Origin of the sequence: Pelomonas sp. Root1217, assembly GCF_001425705.1 — a bacterium.
In the GTDB taxonomy this organism is placed as follows: domain Bacteria; phylum Pseudomonadota; class Gammaproteobacteria; order Burkholderiales; family Burkholderiaceae_C; genus Pelomonas.
Map to the genome: position 1 here is coordinate 643,670 of NZ_LMDC01000012.1, position 14,972 is coordinate 658,641.

The window sequence follows — 14,972 nt, forward strand, 5'->3', positions numbered from 1 at the left end:
AACCCTTTCCTTCCCCACTCCCCGGAGACCTTCCCGATGAAGAAAGCCCTGCTGCTCACCGCCCTGTTGGCCGCTGTTGGCGCCGCTCAAGCCCAGAGCGCCACCTACGCCATCGACCCCAGCCATACCGCGGTCACCTTCGAAGCCAAGCATTTCGGCACCAGCACGCTGCGCGGCCGCTGGGACAAGAAGGAAGGCACGGTCACGCTGGACAAGGCGGCCAAGACCGGCAAGGTCGAGTTCACCATCGACATGGCCTCCCTGACCACCGGCACGGCCCCCTTCGACGGCCACCTGAAGAGCAAGGATTTCTTCGCTGTGGAGGAGTTCCCGACGGCCAAGTTCGTCGGCGACAAGTTCACGTTCAATGGCGACAAGGTCGCCAGCGTGGCCGGCGAGCTGACGCTACGCGGCAAGACCAACCCGGTGACGCTGACGGCCACCAACTTCAACTGCTACGAGAATCCGCGCCTGAAGCGCGAGGTCTGCGGTGGCGACTTCGAGACCACCATCCAGCGCAGCCAATGGGGCATCGTCTATGCGATGCCGGCCGTCACGCCCGACGCCATCCGCCTGCTGGTCCAGGTCGAGGCCATCAAGCAGTAAACCCGCTGCTTTCCCTCTTGAAGCCCGCCTCTGGCGGGCTTTTTGCTGGGTGATTCGTGAACTATTGCCAGGCCCTTCACGGGGCCGTCATGCGGGGCGGCACGGCCTGTCGCAGCCCCATGCAGTTCGTCATACGTCCCGGCCGGAGCGTCGCGCCGTGCCCACGCCGCCCAAAGCCCCTGCGTAAAGTGGCTTCCAACGACAGACCCCGGCCATGACTCCCTCCTTCTCCCCCAGCCCCCAGCAAAAGCTCTGGATCGAGCGCTGGCAGCGTTTTTCCGCCACGGTGGTGCGGTATTTCCACATCTATGCCGGCTGGCTGGTCGGCATCAGCTGGAAGCGCTTCGTGCTGCTGTCGCTGGCACTGCTGATCGGCGTCAATGTGCTGAAGAACCTGCCTCCGTTCACCTGGCGCATCAGCGAGCAGGTCGAGGAGCATGACCACGGTGCCGTGCGCCGTCAGGCCAAGCTCGAGGCCGAGGCTAAGAAGGCCGCCGACCAGGCCCGCAGGGCGGTCGACAGAGCCGAAAAGGACGGCAAGAAGGTGGCCGACAAGGGCGTTCACTACGAGGTCAAGATCGACGAGCGTGGCGTGCGCATCCAGCCCGTGCGCTCCGCAGCCTCGGCAGCCAGCGGCGCCGATGGCGAGAACGGTGAGCCCAAGGCCGACGAGCCACCGGCCATCGCCATCGACTTCCCCAAGAGCGCCCGTCCCGAGGACATCCGCGCGGCCATCGAGCAGGCCAAGGAGCAGCTCAGCCAGCTCAAGCAGGAGGCGGAGGAGGTCAAGGACGCCCAGCAGGCTGCCGCTGAGGCACAGACCGCGCTGCAGGAGGCCGTCGAGGAGGCCGCCAACGCCCAGAACCGCCGCCGCGTCACCATCGTGCATGCCGGCGACTCGCTGGTCGACCTGGCCATCCTGTGGATCCTGGCCTCGGCCGTCATCAAGGCGATGTACAAGGGCCGCATCCAGGCCGAAGTCAAGGCGGCCCAGGCGGCCGAAAACGCCGAGAGCGAGGCGCTGAAGCGCCAGGTCATCGAGGCCCGCATGGCTGCCATGCAGGCCCAGGTCGAGCCGCACTTCCTGTTCAACACGCTGGCCTCCATCGACCACCTGATCGAGACCGACCCGCCGCGCGCCAGTCAGATGCAGAAGAACCTGATCGCACTGCTGCGGGCTTCCATGCCCACCATGCGCGAGGCCAATGCCACCGCGACCCGTGACCTGGGCCGCGAGCTGGCTGTCATCCGGCCCTATCTCGAGATCCTCAAGGTGCGCATGGAAGAGCGCCTGCAGACCGAGATCGACGTGCCCGAGGGCCTGCTGTCCGCAGAATTCCCGCCCATGATGATCCAGGGCCTGGTCGAAAACGCCATCAAGCATGGCCTGGAGCCCAAGGCCGAGGGCGGCACGCTCAAGGTCAAGGCCGAGATCGTGCATGGCAAGCTGGCCGTCACGGTCGCCGACACCGGCCTGGGCTTCGGACGCGCCGCCACCAGCGGCACCGGCGTGGGCCTGGCCAATATCCGCGAACGCCTGCAACTGCTGCACGGCAACCGCGCCAGCGTCACCGTCACCGAGAACCAACCCAGTGGCACGGTCGTCACGATCACCGTGCCCTATCGCAGCCGCAACGACGAAGGAGTCGCAGCATGAAAACCTTGTTCAAGATCCTGTTCATCGGCACCGCGTTGATGGTGCTGATGGCAATGTTCGGCGGCTTTGCGCTGCTGCACCACCATGGCGGCCCGGACATGCACATCGTGCTGGACGACGGCGAGTTCTTCCTGGGCGGCAGCGATGTCGGCGACTGGCTGGGCGCGACCATCGGCCTGTTCGTCGCCGGGATCATCTGCGTCATCGTCGTGCCACTGGTGCTGCTGCTGGGCGTGGCCCTGCCGCTGCTCATCGTCGGCGGCGTGCTGGCCCTGGTCGTCGCCAGCCTGCTGGGCGTCGGTGCCGTGCTCGGCTCGCCGCTGATCCTGCTCGGCCTGCTGCTCTTCGTCGTCATGCGCAACCGCCGCCGCGCGAACGCTGCCAGGTCGACGCCTGTCTGAGCTAGTAGCATCGTCGGCATGAACACTGCAGCACCCATCCGCGCCGTTCTGGCCGACGACGAAAGACTGATGCGCGAGCAACTGCGCGCCCGATTGACCGAGGTCTGGCCGGAGCTGGACATCGTCGCCGAGGCCAAGAACGGCCTTGAGGCGGTCGAGCTGACCAAGGAGCACAAGCCCGACATCGTCTTCCTCGACATCCGCATGCCGGGCCTGACGGGCGTGGACGCCGCCCGCCAGATCGCCCAGCTGCCTGAGGACGACGACTGGCTGGTGCCGGAGATCGTCTTCATCACCGCCTACGACCAGTACGCCGTCGAGGCCTTCGAGCAGGGTGTGGCCGACTACGTGCTCAAGCCCGCCGAGCGCGAGCGCTTGCAGCTGACGGTGGCCCGCATCAAGAAGCGCCTGGCTCAGCGCGAGGCGCCCTCCAACGACTTCAGCGACAGCGCGCCGGTGCCGCTGCAGCAGTTGCTGCACAAGCTGTCGGGGCAGATGAACCCGGCTGGCAAGCCGCAATACCTGCAGTGGATCCAGGCCACGGTTGGCCAGGCCATCCAGATGATCCCGGTCGAGGACGTGCTGTTCTTCATCAGCGACGAGAAGTACACCCGGGTGCAGACGGCCAAGGTCGAGGCCTTGATCCGCAAACCGATCAAGGAGCTGGTGGACGAGTTGGACCCGCAGGTCTTCTGGCAGATCCACCGCTCCACGCTCGTGAATGCCCGCGCCATCGATGGCATCACCCGCGACTTCCGCGGCCGCCAGCTGGTGGGAGTGCGCGGCTTAACCGAGAAGCTCGAAGTCAGCCGTAGCTACACCCACCTGTTCAAAGGGATGTAGCCGGAAGGAACGTGTTTGGCGCGGGCCGCGCGCCGGGCCGCTCCCAAGGCGGCCCGTGGGCGATGTGCTCGCCGGTCAATCCGGTGAGCATCGCCGTCCCCTTGGGGGACCGACTGGGCTTGCCCGCGTTCAGCAGGGCAAGACCAGGCGAGGGGCACTCACTTCTCTACAAAAGCGCGCTCGATGACGTAGTCGCCCGGCGTCGTCGTGCTGCCTTCCTTGAAACCACGGATCTCCAGCATCTCCTGCATGTCCTTCAGCAGCGCGGGGCTGCCGCACAGCATGATGCGGTCGGTCTCCGGGTCCAGCGGTGGCAGGTCCAGGTCGGCCTGCAGCTTGCCGGTCTGGATCAGGTCGGTGATGCGGCCCATGTTCTTGAAGGGCTCGCGCGTGACCGTCGGGTAGTACAGCAGCTGTTCGCTGGCGAATTCGCCCAGGAATTCGTGCTGATGCAGGTCGACCGTGAGGTGGTCGTGATAGGCCAGCTCGTTCACATGGCGCACGCCGTGCACGACGATGACCTTTTCGAAGCGCTCATAGGTCTCGGGGTCTCGTGCGACGCTGATGAAGGGCGCCAGGCCCGTGCCGCTGCCCAGCAGATAGAGGTTCTTGCCCGGCAGCAGGTAGTCGATCAGCAGGGTCCCCGTGGGCTTGCGGCCGACGATGATCTTGTCGCCCGGCTTGATGTGCTGCAGGCGTGAGGTCAGCGGGCCGTCCGGCACCTTGATGCTGAGGAATTCCAGCTGCTCTTCATAGTTGGCGCTGACGATGCTGTAGGCGCGCAGCAGTGGTTTGCCCGTCTCCGTCTTGAGGCCGATCATCGTGAAGTGGCCATTGGAAAAACGCAGGGCCTGGTCGCGCGTCGTCGTGAAGCTGAACAGGCGGTCGGTCCAGTGGTGGACGGTCAGGACGGTCTCTTCGTGGAAGGCACTCATGGCGGTCTTGTTGGCGGACGGTTTGGCGGGTTAACCCGGGTATTTTCGCCGGGAAGTGCTCACCCGCCGTCGCCAAGGGGTCAAGGCGCGGTTTCGATGCGCAGAAGCCTCGCCCCGGCGCCCTCGCTGCGCTTGACGTCCTGCGGGTTGTAAAGCGCGCAGGCCTTCAGCGACAGGCAGCCACAGCCGATGCAACCCGTCAGCCGCTCGCGCAGCTGCTGCAGTGCTGCAATGCGCTCATCCAGCAGCGGCGCCCAGCCGGCTGACAGCCGCGTCCAGTCCGCCTTGGTGGGCGTGCGGCCTTGCGGCAGGGTGGCCAGCGCGGCCTTGATCTGCGGCAGCGTCAGCCCCACCACCTGGGCCGCGCGAATGAAGGCCACGCGGCGCAGCACGTGGCGCGGGTATTGGCGATGCCCGCCGCTGCTGCGGCCGCCAGCGATCAGCCCCTCGGCCTCATAGAAGCGCAGCGCGCTGGCCGCCACGCCGGAGCGCCTGGCCAGCTGGCCGATGGAAAGCGGCGCCGCGGCGTCTGCGAGGCTTGACTTCAAGTCCACTTGAACTTCGAGCATGGCGCCATGTTCCCACAGCCCAGAGCCGCCATGCTGACCAAGACCGCCACGCCAGCGCCCGCCACGCTGGCCCAGTTGCACCACCTGCTCGACGCCGGTGCGGCGCTGTCGCCCACCTACCGGGGGCGATTGAGCAACCACCTGCCCATGGCCCAGCAGGCCTTGCTGGAGCTGGGCGCCTCGGCGGCGCGGCTGCAGGCCTGGACCGAAAGCTACGAAGTCCACCTTGAACCGCGCGTCGCTGCTCGCCCAGCCACCGTCACGGTGGCGCGCGACCTGGGTCGGCCGGACAGCGAAAGCGCCTGGAACGCTCACTTCGCAGCGCGCATCGCGGCAGTCGGCGCCGGCGGCACATTGCGCGAGGCTTTGCCCTTGTTGCTGCCCGGCGCGGGCGCGATCGCCTTCCATGGCCTGATCCGCACCGGCCACGCGGCGCTGGCAGGGCACGACGGCGAGCTTGCCGCAGGACTTGCGCATTGGGCGGCCCACTTCCTGCCGCTGCCGACCACGGCCGAGGGCCCGCCGCTGGAACTGGCCGATTGGCTGCAGGCGCTGAGCAAGCTGTCGCGCCCGGCCTACCCGGCAGGCGCACTGATCCATGGCCGCATGCGGGCCTGGGGCGAATCGCCGGATTTCGCCGCGGTCGCCGGCCGGCTGCGCCATGGGCCGGACACACTGCGCGACCTGGCGCTGCTGGCGGCCCGCACCTATGCGGCGACCGGCAATTTCACCGTGCTGCACCTGCTGACGGGCAGCCACGCGATGGCTGTGCTGGAACCCTGGTGGCCCGCGCCCGAACTGGCGCGCGGCTTCAGCGTCGCCGCGGCAGCCGGCCTGCTGGCCAGTGGCGCCGAGCCGGCGCTGTTGCTTGACCATGCGCCGAGCCGCCCCTGGCCGGCGTTGATCACGGCAGCCTGTGAGCAGGACGACGCCCACGTCATCAAGCTCACGCACACTGCCTGGCGCCTCGGCCGACGCTGGCCCGACCCGGCCTGGCGCCGCGCCGTGGAGCGTGCAATTCCATTTTGATGGAAAACAAATTCCAGTAAACTGGAATGCATGGACATTACGCAACGCATCGGCCACCGCCTGCACGAACTGCGCTCGGCCGCCGGCCTGTCGCTGGACGCGCTGGCCCAGAAGAGCGGTGTCAGCCGCTCCAACATCTCGCTGATCGAGCGCGGCCAGAGCAGCCCGACCGCTGTCGTGCTCGACAAGCTGTCGTCCGCGCTGGGCGTCAGCGTCGCGTCCATGTTCGAGTCCGGTCCGCCGGCGGCGGCACCGTCGCCGCTGGTCCGCGTTGCCGAGCAGCCGGTCTGGGACGACCCCGCCTCGGGCTACCGTCGCCGCAACGTCTCCCCGCCCGGGGTGTCGCCGTTGCAACTGGTCGACGTCGTCTTTCCCGCTGGCCAACGCGTGTCCTTCGAGACCTCGGAACGCGATGCCGACATTCACCAACTCGTCTGGATGATCGACGGTGTCATGGAGATCGGCCATGGCAGCGAGCAGTGGCAGCTGAACCCAGGCGACTGCCTGGCCATGCGGCTGGATGCGCCCATCCGTTTCCACAATCCTGGAAGCAAGCCGGCGCGCTACCTCGTTGCGCTCACTGGGGCACGCCCATGAATATTCGCGAACTCGATGGCGCCGAGGCGCTGGCCCGTGTGGATGAGCTGGCCGAGGTGCTGCGCGACTGCGTCGAAGGCGGGGCGTCGGTGGGCTTCATGCTGCCGCTGGCGGAGGGCCGGCCGGAGGCCTTCTGGCGCAAGGTCGCTGCGGGCGTAGCCGCTGGCGGGCGGCATCTCTTCGTCGCTGAGGACGAGGCCGGCCGCATCTGCGGCACCTTGTCCCTCGTCATCGACATGCCGGACAACCAGCCGCATCGGGCCGATGTGTCCAAGATGCTGGTCCACCGTCGCGTGCGCCGACAAGGCGTGGCGGAGCGACTGCTGCGCACGCTAGAGCTGAAGGCGCGGGAGTTGGGCAAGACGACGCTGGTGCTGGACACCGTGACGGGCAGCGATGCTTCGCGGGTCTACGAAAAACTGGACTGGCAGCAAGCCGGAGACATCCCGAACTACGCCTTGATGCCAGATGGGCCGTTCTGCTCAACGACCTATTACTTCAAGCTGCTCTGAACCCAATGCCTCTGCGTTCGCGGACCTCCGGTTTCGCCCGATGCTCCGCTTCCAGCTGAGCCAAAAACTCATCCGGCGTGAAGGCCTCGCCGAGGATCTCGACCTGATTTCGCACAGCAGCAAAGTCGCCATGGGTCAGGCAGTCCATTGACACGAGCCTTGAGCGCTGCTCATCGGTTGGCACCGCACCCGCCTCGCGCTCGAACATCGCCACCCGCTGCTCAGGCTTCAGCGCCTTGAAGCGGATCTTGAAAGCAAAGCGCCGCAGCGCCGCTTCGTCGAGGTCGTCAAAGAGATTGGTCGTGCAGATGAAAAGCCCGCTGAAGCGCTCCATGCCGGCCAGCATCTCGTTGACCTCCGACACCTCGTAGTTGCGCTCCGCGTGCTTGCGACTGCGCAAAAAGCTGTCGGCTTCGTCCAGCAACAGCACGGCGCCTTCGGTCTGGGCCGTTTCGAACATGCGGGCCATGTTCTGCTCGGTCTCGCCGACGAATTTGCTGGCGATGTCGCTGGCCCGGCGAACCATCAGCGGTCGGCCGAGCGCCTGGGCGATGTGCTCGGCCAGGGCCGTCTTGCCGCTACCGGGCGGGCCGTAGAAGCACAGCTGGCCTGCGCCCTTGCGGCGCAGAGCCTCGACGATGCGCGGGATCTCGAAGCGGCTTTCGCAGTTCAGCAGATCCAGCGCATAGCTGGTGACGCAGGGCCGGGCGATGCTGCTGCCATCGTCTCGGCCCAGGGCCTTGTCGGCGTTCAGCAGCTGGCGTTCGATGAGCTTCTCGGCGTCGTCGGCCGGGCCGGCCAGCTGGGCGAAGCGCACGGCGGTTCGGATCTGCGCGGGCGTCAGGCCCGGGCGCTCGGCCAGCTTGGCGATGAACATCTCGCTGACAGGGACTTCACCCAGCGCCTTGGCCACCAGGCCCTTGCGCGCGCCGGGCGGCGGCGACTTCAGCTCCAGGTGGTACTGGAAGCGGCGTCGGAAAGCCGGGTCGATCTGCTCGATGCGGTTGGTCACCCAGATGACCGGCACCGGGTTGGTTTCCAGGATCTGGTTGACCCAGGCCTTGCCGCTGACCGAGTTGCCGACGCCGCCTTCGCCGCTGGCATCCAGCCGGTTCAGCAGCGAGGCCGTGTCGCTGGACAGCGGCGGGAAGACGTCCTCGACCTCATCGAACAGCAGGGCCACATTGGCGCTGGCCTTCAGGAAGACCTGGCTGATCTGCAGCGAGCGGTAGCGATCGCGGCCCGACAACGAATTGCCGTCGCGGTCGGCGTACTCGACCTCGTACAGATCCAGCCCCGCAGCTGCGGCAGCCACCTTGGCCAGCTCCGTCTTGCCCGTGCCCGGCGGGCCGTAGAGCAGCACGTTGACGCCGGTCGCGTGCGTGGTGACGGCCTGGCGCAGCAGGCCTTGCAGCAGGCTCAGGTCATCACTGACGAACTGGAAATCACTGGCGCCTAGCGTGCTCAGTGTGGCCGGCCGCGTGAAGACGGCCATCAGGTCGTGCGGGCCCTGGTATTCGCGCATCAGCACCGGCGGCAGCTGGTCGCTGACCTTCATCAGATCGGCCAGGTCGGTGATGTTGTGCTCCGAGATCAGGTTCTCGACCATGCCGATGCGCTCGAGCCGGGAACCGGCGCGCAGCGCCTCGGCCACCTCGCGCTCGTCCACGCCGGCGACGGCGGCAATGGCCGCGAAGGCTTCCTGGGCGGTGTTGACCTTGAACTCGACCAGCGCCCCGCGCAGCTCACGCTGGTAGCGGGCGAGGGTGCCGTACAGCAGGATCGCGCGCTCGGCCGGGTTGAGCTGCAGCAGCGTGCCCAGCGCAGCGATGTTCTTCTCGACCAGCGTGGACTCGCGTTTGAGCTGGCGGTCCAGGTACTCGCAGGTGGTGGCCAGCAGGGCCATCATGTCCTTGGGCGCATCCTTGACGTATTCGTCGAGGTAGAAGAACAGTGTGGCTTCCGAGAAGGGGCCGCTCCATTGGCCGAAGCGGTCGAGGAAGGCTTCGTCACTCAGCGCATCGTGGCCGCGCCACAACTCGTTGCCGGCGCAGCGCTGGCCCAGATAGCCGCGCAGCCTCTGCAGCACGCGGGTGGGCCAGACGAGGTGGCGGCCGGTGAAGGACAGCAGGCCGTTGAAGTCGCGCCGCAGGTTGAAGCGGCCGGCGTGCCTGACGGTGAGCGTCAGCACGAACTGCGAGCACATGCGGTCCAGCACCGGAGCGCTGTCCAGGCCGGGCGAGGGCAGCACGCGGGCAGACGCCCGGGAGGCTGTCTCAGCGGCGACTCGCTTCACCATTCGATGGGCTCCTTGCGCAGCCTGCAGCGGCGGCGCGGACCCATCTTGTATCAGGCTTGGCGGCAGAGCAACGTCAGATCGGCCCCCTAAACGTTCAGTGCATCACGACCGGCTGCTGGCCCATGACGGCATAGCGCTCGATGAAGGCGTCGAGTTCGTCCTCGGAAGGCTCGCCATCGTCGATGAGGGCCTGCACGCCTTGCTGGAAGGATTCGGCCAGGGCGCCCTCGATGAAGATTTCCTTGCGGGCGAACTTGTCGACGATCTCAAAACCGCCTCGGTTCAGCTGCGGGCCGGCCTCCACCGCCTGGAGCTCGGCGTGTGGGACGTCGAACTGGACGACGATGAAGCTGTCGGAGTTGTAAAGCATGTGCATGGAGTTCTCCTCAGGGCTTCAGCTGCGGGTGAGGCCTGGTGTTTCAAGCCCCGCTTGGTTCAGATACTGGCAGAACGCCCCGCTGTTCGGGTCATCCCATAGCCCAGCAACGTGTAGGAAGCGTCAGGAGTTCACGTCGGACAGACGGATCTCGAAACCGCGTGTTTCGGGGTCGCCCTGGCGCAGCCGTACCGGCCAGTAGCCGCGATTGGGGTCCAGCCAGAGCTCGACACCAGGGTCTCGCTCGCCCAGCGGCAGGCGTCGCAGATGCAGGCTGCCGGCGTCTTCAGGCGTCGCATCCACGGTCTCGAAGGTCCATTCGCGCAGTTCGCCGCGCAATCCAGCCACCCAGACACGCCAGCGCCCACCCGGTGTTGGGGCGGCCTGCACCAGTGCGGCCAGTTGCAGCCACCAGGACAGGCGGTCCTGCGCGCCCTCGGGCAGTTCGAGCTGGGCAGGGTTGGCCGAGAAGCTGACGCGCCGCCCTTCGACATCGAAGTTGATGGCCTGCCGGTCCTGGCCACCGCGCTGCAGCGCGAAGCGTTCGGGAGCCAGGCCTGCACTGCCGGTATGGCCCAGGCTTTCCAGGGCCGGCAGGGCGCGCTCGCCAACTTGCCGGGTCAGGCGCAGGCTGTAGCGGCCATCGGCTTCGGGGCGCCAGTCCAGCAGCGCCTCGCCGTCCTGGCCGCCCTGGCGAAGGCGGTAGTGCCAGGCGGCCGGCCCGGCCAGGCGCAGCAGCGGGGCCTCGGGGGCGGCGATGGGGGCTTCAACGACGGGCATCGGCGCCTTGGCGCTGGGGCGGGGCGAGCGCGCCTGAGGCGAGGGCCGGGTGGATGGGGCGGGCTCGGGCAGAGCCATGGGCAAGGCCGGCGGCTGCAGCAGCGCGACGCTGACGGCCCGCGCCGGCCGCGCGGCGCTGTCCTCGCGAACCTGCTCACCACCCAGCAGCAGCGCGTGGGCGAGCAGGCTGGCCGCCAGCGCAAACGTGGCGGCGCGGGGGAAGGGCAGGGCGGCGCGCATCGCACAATGCTGCCATCACCCTGAACTCTCGCCCATGAAACTCGCCAGCTACGCCGACGGCTCGCGCGACGGCCACCTCATCGTCGTGTCGCGCGACCAGACCCAGGCGCACTACGCCACCGGCATCGCCACGCGCCTGCAGCAAGTGCTCGATGACTGGGGCTTCCTGTCGCCCCAGCTCGAAGACCTGGCCGTGCAGCTCAACCACGGCAAGCTGCGCCACGCCTTCGCTTTCGAGCCCGAGAAATGTGTCGCGCCGCTGCCACGCGCCTATGGCTGGGCCGTCGTCGACGCGGAAGGGGGAGTGCGGCGCGAGGCCGGGCATTTCCAGGGCTCGCACCAGCCTTTGAGGGCGCCGGCGGCCTGCGAGCCGGCCCTGGCCGTCATCGCGGGCGACCTGACGGCAGCGAGTGATGCCGCCTCGGCGCTTGATGCCATGCGCCTGCTGACTTTTGCCGTGGACTGGCGCCTGGACGGCGAATTGATCGCCACCCACTGCGCGCCGTTGGCCGTCACGCCTGATGAGTTGGGCGAGGCCTGGGCCGGTGGCCGCCTGCAGGCCCGTCTGGTGGCCCAGCACAACGGCGCCAAGCTCGATCCGCGCGACGTGGCTGCCCTGCCCGGTGACGCACTGGCGCGTCTAGCACGATTGCGGGCGCTGCGCGCAGGCCAGTTGGCCGGCTCAGCCCTGGGCGGGTTGGATCTGCCGCTCGCGCCCGGTGACAGCCTGCGCCTGGACCTCAAATCCACCGAGGGCGCCAGCCTCTTCGGCGCCATCGATATCGACCTCGCACCCGCCGCCGTATGAAGCCTTTGCCCATCATCATCGACACCGACCCCGGCCAGGACGACGCCATCGCGCTGCTGCTGGCCGCTGCCAGCCCGGAGCTGGAGCTGCTCGGCGTGACGACAGTGGCCGGCAATGTGCCGCTGGCGCTGACGACGCTGAACGCCCGCAAGGTCTTGGAATTGGCCGGTCGGCGCGACGTGCCCATCTGCGCCGGTGCCGACAGGCCGCTGGACGTGCCCCTGGTCACCGCCGAGCATGTGCATGGCGACACCGGGCTGAACGGCGTCGAACTGCCCGAGCCGACGCTGGCCCTGGACCCGCGCCATGCGGTCGCCTTCATCGTCCAGACCCTGCGCGAGCGCGAGGCCGGCACCGTGACGCTGTGCCCGCTGGGGCCGCTGACCAATATCGCGCTGGCCCTGCGCCAGGCGCCCGACATCGCGGCGCGCATTCGCCGCATCGTGCTGATGGGCGGCGGTTTCTTCGAGGGGGGCAACGTCACGCCGTCCGCGGAATTCAACATCTATGTCGACCCGCAGGCGGCCCATGAGGTGTTCACGAGTGGCGTGCCGATCACGATGGCGCCGCTGGACGTCACCCACGAGGCGCTGACGACGGCGGCCCGCATCGAGGCCATCCGCGCCCTGGGCAACCGCGTCGGTGGCGTGGTGGCCGCTTGGATGGAGTTCTTCGAGCGCTTCGACGAGCAGAAATACGGCCAGGACGGCGGCCCGCTGCACGACCCCTGCGTGATCGCCTGGCTGCTGCGACCCGAGCTGTTCACGGGCCGCGACTGCAATGTGCGTGTCGAGACCCTGAGCGAGCTGACGCGCGGCATGACGGTCATCGACTGGTGGAGCGTCACCGGCCTGCCGGTCAATGCCCAGGTGCTGCGCCATGTCGATGCCGACGGATTCTTCGGGCTGCTGACCGAGAGGTTGTCAGCCTTGCAGTGAGGGTCACCGCGCGCGACGAATAGATGATGTGCCATAAGGGTGTCGACATCATTTATGCCCGCATGAGACACTGCCCGCTCGAGGGGGACACCGCAGCGCCCGGGGTGGAAAGAGGCGCATCGTCGCGCGACAGCGCGTCGAGGAGACATCGATGCCGACCAGGGACAAACTGCTGGAGGTCATCGCATTGCAGACCGAGGTGGCCGGACTGGGGCTGGAGCTGGACCTGGACCTGGGGCGCCTGCTGGATCGCGTGGTCAAACGCACCCTGAGCCTGGTGGATGCGGACGGCGCCGCGCTGGAGATGGCCGAGGGCGATGAGATGGTCTACCGCGCCGCAGCCGGCATGGCGGAGGGCAGCCTGGGCCTGCGGCTCAAACGCAGTCACAGCCTGTCGGGCCTGTGCGTCGCGCAGGGGCGGGCGCTGTGCTGCGACGACGCGCTGCTCGATCCGCGCTGCGACCGCGCCGCCTGCGAGCGCCTGGGCCTGCGCGCCATGGTCGTCGTGCCGCTGCGCCATCACGGCGTGACGGTGGGCGTGCTGAAGGCCATGTCCAAACGCGCGGGTCATTTCGAAGACCGGCATCTGTCCCTGCTGGGGCTGGTGTCCCAGCTCGTCGCCGCGGCCATGTATTTCGCCACCCGCTATGCACCCGGCGAGCTCTTTCACAAGGCGACGCATGACGGGCTGACGGACCTGCCCAACCGCTCCCTCTTCCTGGATCGCCTGCACGCGTCGCTGGCCCAGGCCCTGCGCGACGGCCAGCCGCTGGCCGTCATGATGCTGGACATGAACGGCCTCAAGTTGATCAATGACGGCTTCGGTCACCGCGCCGGCGACGCGGCGCTGTTGGAATTCGCGCGCCGCCTGGTGGGCGGCCTGCGCCAGTCCGACGTGGCAGCGCGGCTGGGCGGTGACGAGTTCGGCGTGCTGCTGCGGCCGCTGGCAGCCGACGGCGGCCTGGAAGCGACGATGCAGCGGCTGGCGGCGCATCTCGACGGCAGCTTCGCGTTCGAGGGCCGGCTGCTTCAAATCGGCGCCAGCATCGGCGCGGCTTGCTTCCCCGAGGATGGGGTGGATCTCAGCCGGCTCATCGAGCTGGCCGACCAGCGCATGTACCGCCACAAGCGCGGCCTGCAGCAGGCCCACGCCTGAGCCGGTGGCAAGATGGCGCTCTGTCTCACCGGAGCCCGCCATGCAACGCCGCCTCGTCATCGCCAGTGCCCCCGCACTGCTCCTGTTGCGCCCGGCCTGGGCGCTGAACCTCAGCGAGGGTGATGCCAACGCCGGCATCCGCGCGGCCCTGGAGCGCGGCGCCAATTCGGCGGTGTCGCTGCTGGGGCGTCCCGACGGCTTTCTTCGCAACCCGCTCGTCAAGATCGAGCTGCCGGGGTATCTGAAGGACGCGGCCAAGCTGCTGAAGGCCACCGGGCAAGGCAGGAAGCTCGACGAGCTCGTCACAGCGATGAACCGCGCCGCCGAAGCCGCCGTGCCGGCGGCCAAGCCGCTGCTGGTCAAGGCGGTGAAGGACATGAGCGTCGAGGACGGGCTGAAGATCCTCAGGGGCGGTGACGACTCGGTGACGCAGTTCTTCGCCGTGAAGACGCGCGAGCCGCTGGGCCTGCAGTTCCTGCCCATCGTGACCAGGGCGACCGAGAAGGTGTCGCTGGCCGACAAGTACAACGCCGTCGCCAAGAAGGCCGGCGGCTTCGGCCTCGTCAAGGGCGACGAGGCCAACATCCAGCAATACGTGACGGCCAGGGCGCTGGACGGCCTGTACCGCATCATCGGCGAGGAGGAGAAGAAGATCCGGCAGGACCCGGTGGGTACCGGCAGCGCCATCCTCAAGAAGGTGTTTGGCGGGCTGGGCTAGGGCTTGTAGTGCGCCTTGTGCCACTCGGCCAGTGACATGTCGGGATATTCGTCGAAGCGCGGGTCTTGCGGCAAGCCCTCCACCTCGACCCAATCCGCCTTGGAATCCACCATGCAATGCACGTGCTCGGGTGGCGTGGGCAACGGCGTGTCGATGGCGCTGGCATGCGGGTGGACGAGCTCGGGCCAGGTCGGGTCCCACAGCCACAGCGCGCTGCCGCACTTCATGCAGAAGTAACGCCGCCCGCTGCTCTTGTGCCGGCCCTTGCCTTCCTTGTTCGGCAGCTTGGCGCGGTAGATGCGCAGATGCCGCTTGCCCTTGACCTTCATCGTGTGCGTCTGAGCGCCGAGGTTGATCGCATAACCGCCGGCGCCGGCCGTCTTGCGACAGATGGAGCAGTAGCAGCGCATGAACGGGACGGGCGAGTCGGCCTCGACCGAGAACTTCACGCTGCCGCAATGGCATGAGCCTTCGAGGTGCATTTGCTGACCTTTCTGTGGGATGGCGT

The 14,972-nt window shown here is 67.8% G+C and carries 17 protein-coding genes; 11 read left to right on the forward strand and 6 right to left on the reverse strand.

Annotated elements, in window-relative coordinates:
* The first annotated feature begins 36 nt into the window (after positions 1 to 36).
* The 4 genes from ASC95_RS11925 to ASC95_RS11940 all read left to right on the forward strand — a co-directional run bounded on the left by ASC95_RS11925 (position 37) and on the right by ASC95_RS11940 (position 3,507).
* The gene (locus ASC95_RS11925; protein WP_057297909.1) at positions 37 to 606 is read left to right on the forward strand and encodes a YceI family protein; all 570 of its coding nucleotides are present in this window, start codon (positions 37 to 39) and stop codon (positions 604 to 606) included.
* 214 nt (positions 607 to 820) lie between these two features.
* Complete coding sequence (locus tag ASC95_RS11930) at positions 821 to 2,263, forward strand: sensor histidine kinase (protein ID WP_057297910.1); 1,443 nt, start codon at positions 821 to 823, stop codon at positions 2,261 to 2,263.
* On the forward strand, positions 2,260 to 2,664 hold the full coding sequence (locus ASC95_RS11935) for a hypothetical protein (RefSeq protein ID WP_057297911.1): 405 nt from the start codon (positions 2,260 to 2,262) through the stop codon (positions 2,662 to 2,664). Before ASC95_RS11930 ends, ASC95_RS11935 begins: the two co-directional genes overlap by 4 nt.
* An 18-nt stretch (positions 2,665 to 2,682) precedes the next feature.
* Complete coding sequence (locus ASC95_RS11940) at positions 2,683 to 3,507, forward strand: LytTR family DNA-binding domain-containing protein (RefSeq protein WP_057297912.1); 825 nt, start codon at positions 2,683 to 2,685, stop codon at positions 3,505 to 3,507.
* A 158-nt stretch (positions 3,508 to 3,665) separates the two neighbouring features.
* Here the strand turns inward: ASC95_RS11940 and ASC95_RS11945 are convergent, their stop codons facing one another.
* Together ASC95_RS11945 and soxR are read right to left on the reverse strand one after the other, a co-directional pair.
* Positions 3,666 to 4,442, reverse strand: a complete 777-nt coding sequence (locus tag ASC95_RS11945; protein ID WP_057297913.1) for a ferredoxin--NADP reductase — start codon at positions 4,440 to 4,442, stop codon at positions 3,666 to 3,668.
* Positions 4,443 to 4,522: 80 nt separating this feature from the next.
* Positions 4,523 to 5,011: a redox-sensitive transcriptional activator SoxR gene (gene soxR / locus ASC95_RS11950; protein WP_057297914.1), complete on the reverse strand. Its 489-nt coding sequence runs from the start codon at positions 5,009 to 5,011 to the stop codon at positions 4,523 to 4,525.
* A 30-nt stretch (positions 5,012 to 5,041) separates the two neighbouring features.
* On the opposite strand from soxR, the gene ASC95_RS11955 reads away from it, so the two are divergent.
* The 3 genes from ASC95_RS11955 to ASC95_RS11965 are packed head-to-tail and all read left to right on the forward strand — an operon-like array spanning position 5,042 to position 7,149.
* Positions 5,042 to 6,040: a questin oxidase family protein gene (locus ASC95_RS11955; RefSeq protein WP_057297915.1), complete on the forward strand. Its 999-nt coding sequence runs from the start codon at positions 5,042 to 5,044 to the stop codon at positions 6,038 to 6,040.
* 30 nt (positions 6,041 to 6,070) lie between these two features.
* Positions 6,071 to 6,637: a helix-turn-helix domain-containing protein gene (locus ASC95_RS11960; protein WP_057297916.1), complete on the forward strand. Its 567-nt coding sequence runs from the start codon at positions 6,071 to 6,073 to the stop codon at positions 6,635 to 6,637.
* A complete protein-coding gene (locus ASC95_RS11965) occupies positions 6,634 to 7,149 on the forward strand; it encodes a GNAT family N-acetyltransferase (protein ID WP_057297917.1) in 516 nt (171 codons plus the stop codon). Before ASC95_RS11960 ends, ASC95_RS11965 begins: the two co-directional genes overlap by 4 nt.
* Here the strand turns inward: ASC95_RS11965 and ASC95_RS11970 are convergent.
* The 3 genes from ASC95_RS11970 to ASC95_RS11980 form a co-directional block, all read right to left on the reverse strand.
* Positions 7,136 to 9,448, reverse strand: a complete 2,313-nt coding sequence (locus ASC95_RS11970) for an ATP-binding protein (RefSeq protein WP_057297918.1) — start codon at positions 9,446 to 9,448, stop codon at positions 7,136 to 7,138. The two genes, ASC95_RS11965 and ASC95_RS11970, sit on opposite strands and share 14 nt — an antisense overlap.
* 94 nt (positions 9,449 to 9,542) lie before the next feature.
* Entirely contained in the window at positions 9,543 to 9,824 is a 282-nt protein-coding gene (locus ASC95_RS11975; RefSeq protein WP_056191800.1) for a DUF3567 domain-containing protein, read from the reverse strand.
* Between the two features lie 123 nt (positions 9,825 to 9,947).
* On the reverse strand, positions 9,948 to 10,844 hold the full coding sequence (locus tag ASC95_RS11980; RefSeq protein WP_057297919.1) for a hypothetical protein: 897 nt from the start codon (positions 10,842 to 10,844) through the stop codon (positions 9,948 to 9,950).
* A 34-nt stretch (positions 10,845 to 10,878) separates the two neighbouring features.
* On the opposite strand from ASC95_RS11980, the gene ASC95_RS11985 reads away from it, so the two are divergent.
* The 4 genes from ASC95_RS11985 to ASC95_RS12000 all read left to right on the forward strand — a co-directional run bounded on the left by ASC95_RS11985 (position 10,879) and on the right by ASC95_RS12000 (position 14,464).
* Complete coding sequence (locus ASC95_RS11985; protein ID WP_057297920.1) at positions 10,879 to 11,652, forward strand: hypothetical protein; 774 nt, start codon at positions 10,879 to 10,881, stop codon at positions 11,650 to 11,652.
* Entirely contained in the window at positions 11,649 to 12,590 is a 942-nt protein-coding gene (locus ASC95_RS11990; protein ID WP_057297921.1) for a nucleoside hydrolase, read from the forward strand. The genes ASC95_RS11985 and ASC95_RS11990 overlap by 4 nt, the downstream gene beginning before the upstream one ends.
* 151 nt (positions 12,591 to 12,741) lie before the next feature.
* A complete protein-coding gene (locus ASC95_RS11995; protein ID WP_057297922.1) occupies positions 12,742 to 13,746 on the forward strand; it encodes a sensor domain-containing diguanylate cyclase in 1,005 nt (334 codons plus the stop codon).
* A 40-nt stretch (positions 13,747 to 13,786) separates the two neighbouring features.
* On the forward strand, positions 13,787 to 14,464 hold the full coding sequence (locus ASC95_RS12000) for a DUF4197 domain-containing protein (protein ID WP_057297923.1): 678 nt from the start codon (positions 13,787 to 13,789) through the stop codon (positions 14,462 to 14,464).
* Here ASC95_RS12000 and ASC95_RS12005 read toward each other — a convergent pair.
* Complete coding sequence (locus ASC95_RS12005; RefSeq protein ID WP_057297924.1) at positions 14,461 to 14,946, reverse strand: GFA family protein; 486 nt, start codon at positions 14,944 to 14,946, stop codon at positions 14,461 to 14,463. The two genes, ASC95_RS12000 and ASC95_RS12005, sit on opposite strands and share 4 nt — an antisense overlap.
* Positions 14,947 to 14,972: the final 26 nt, after the last annotated feature.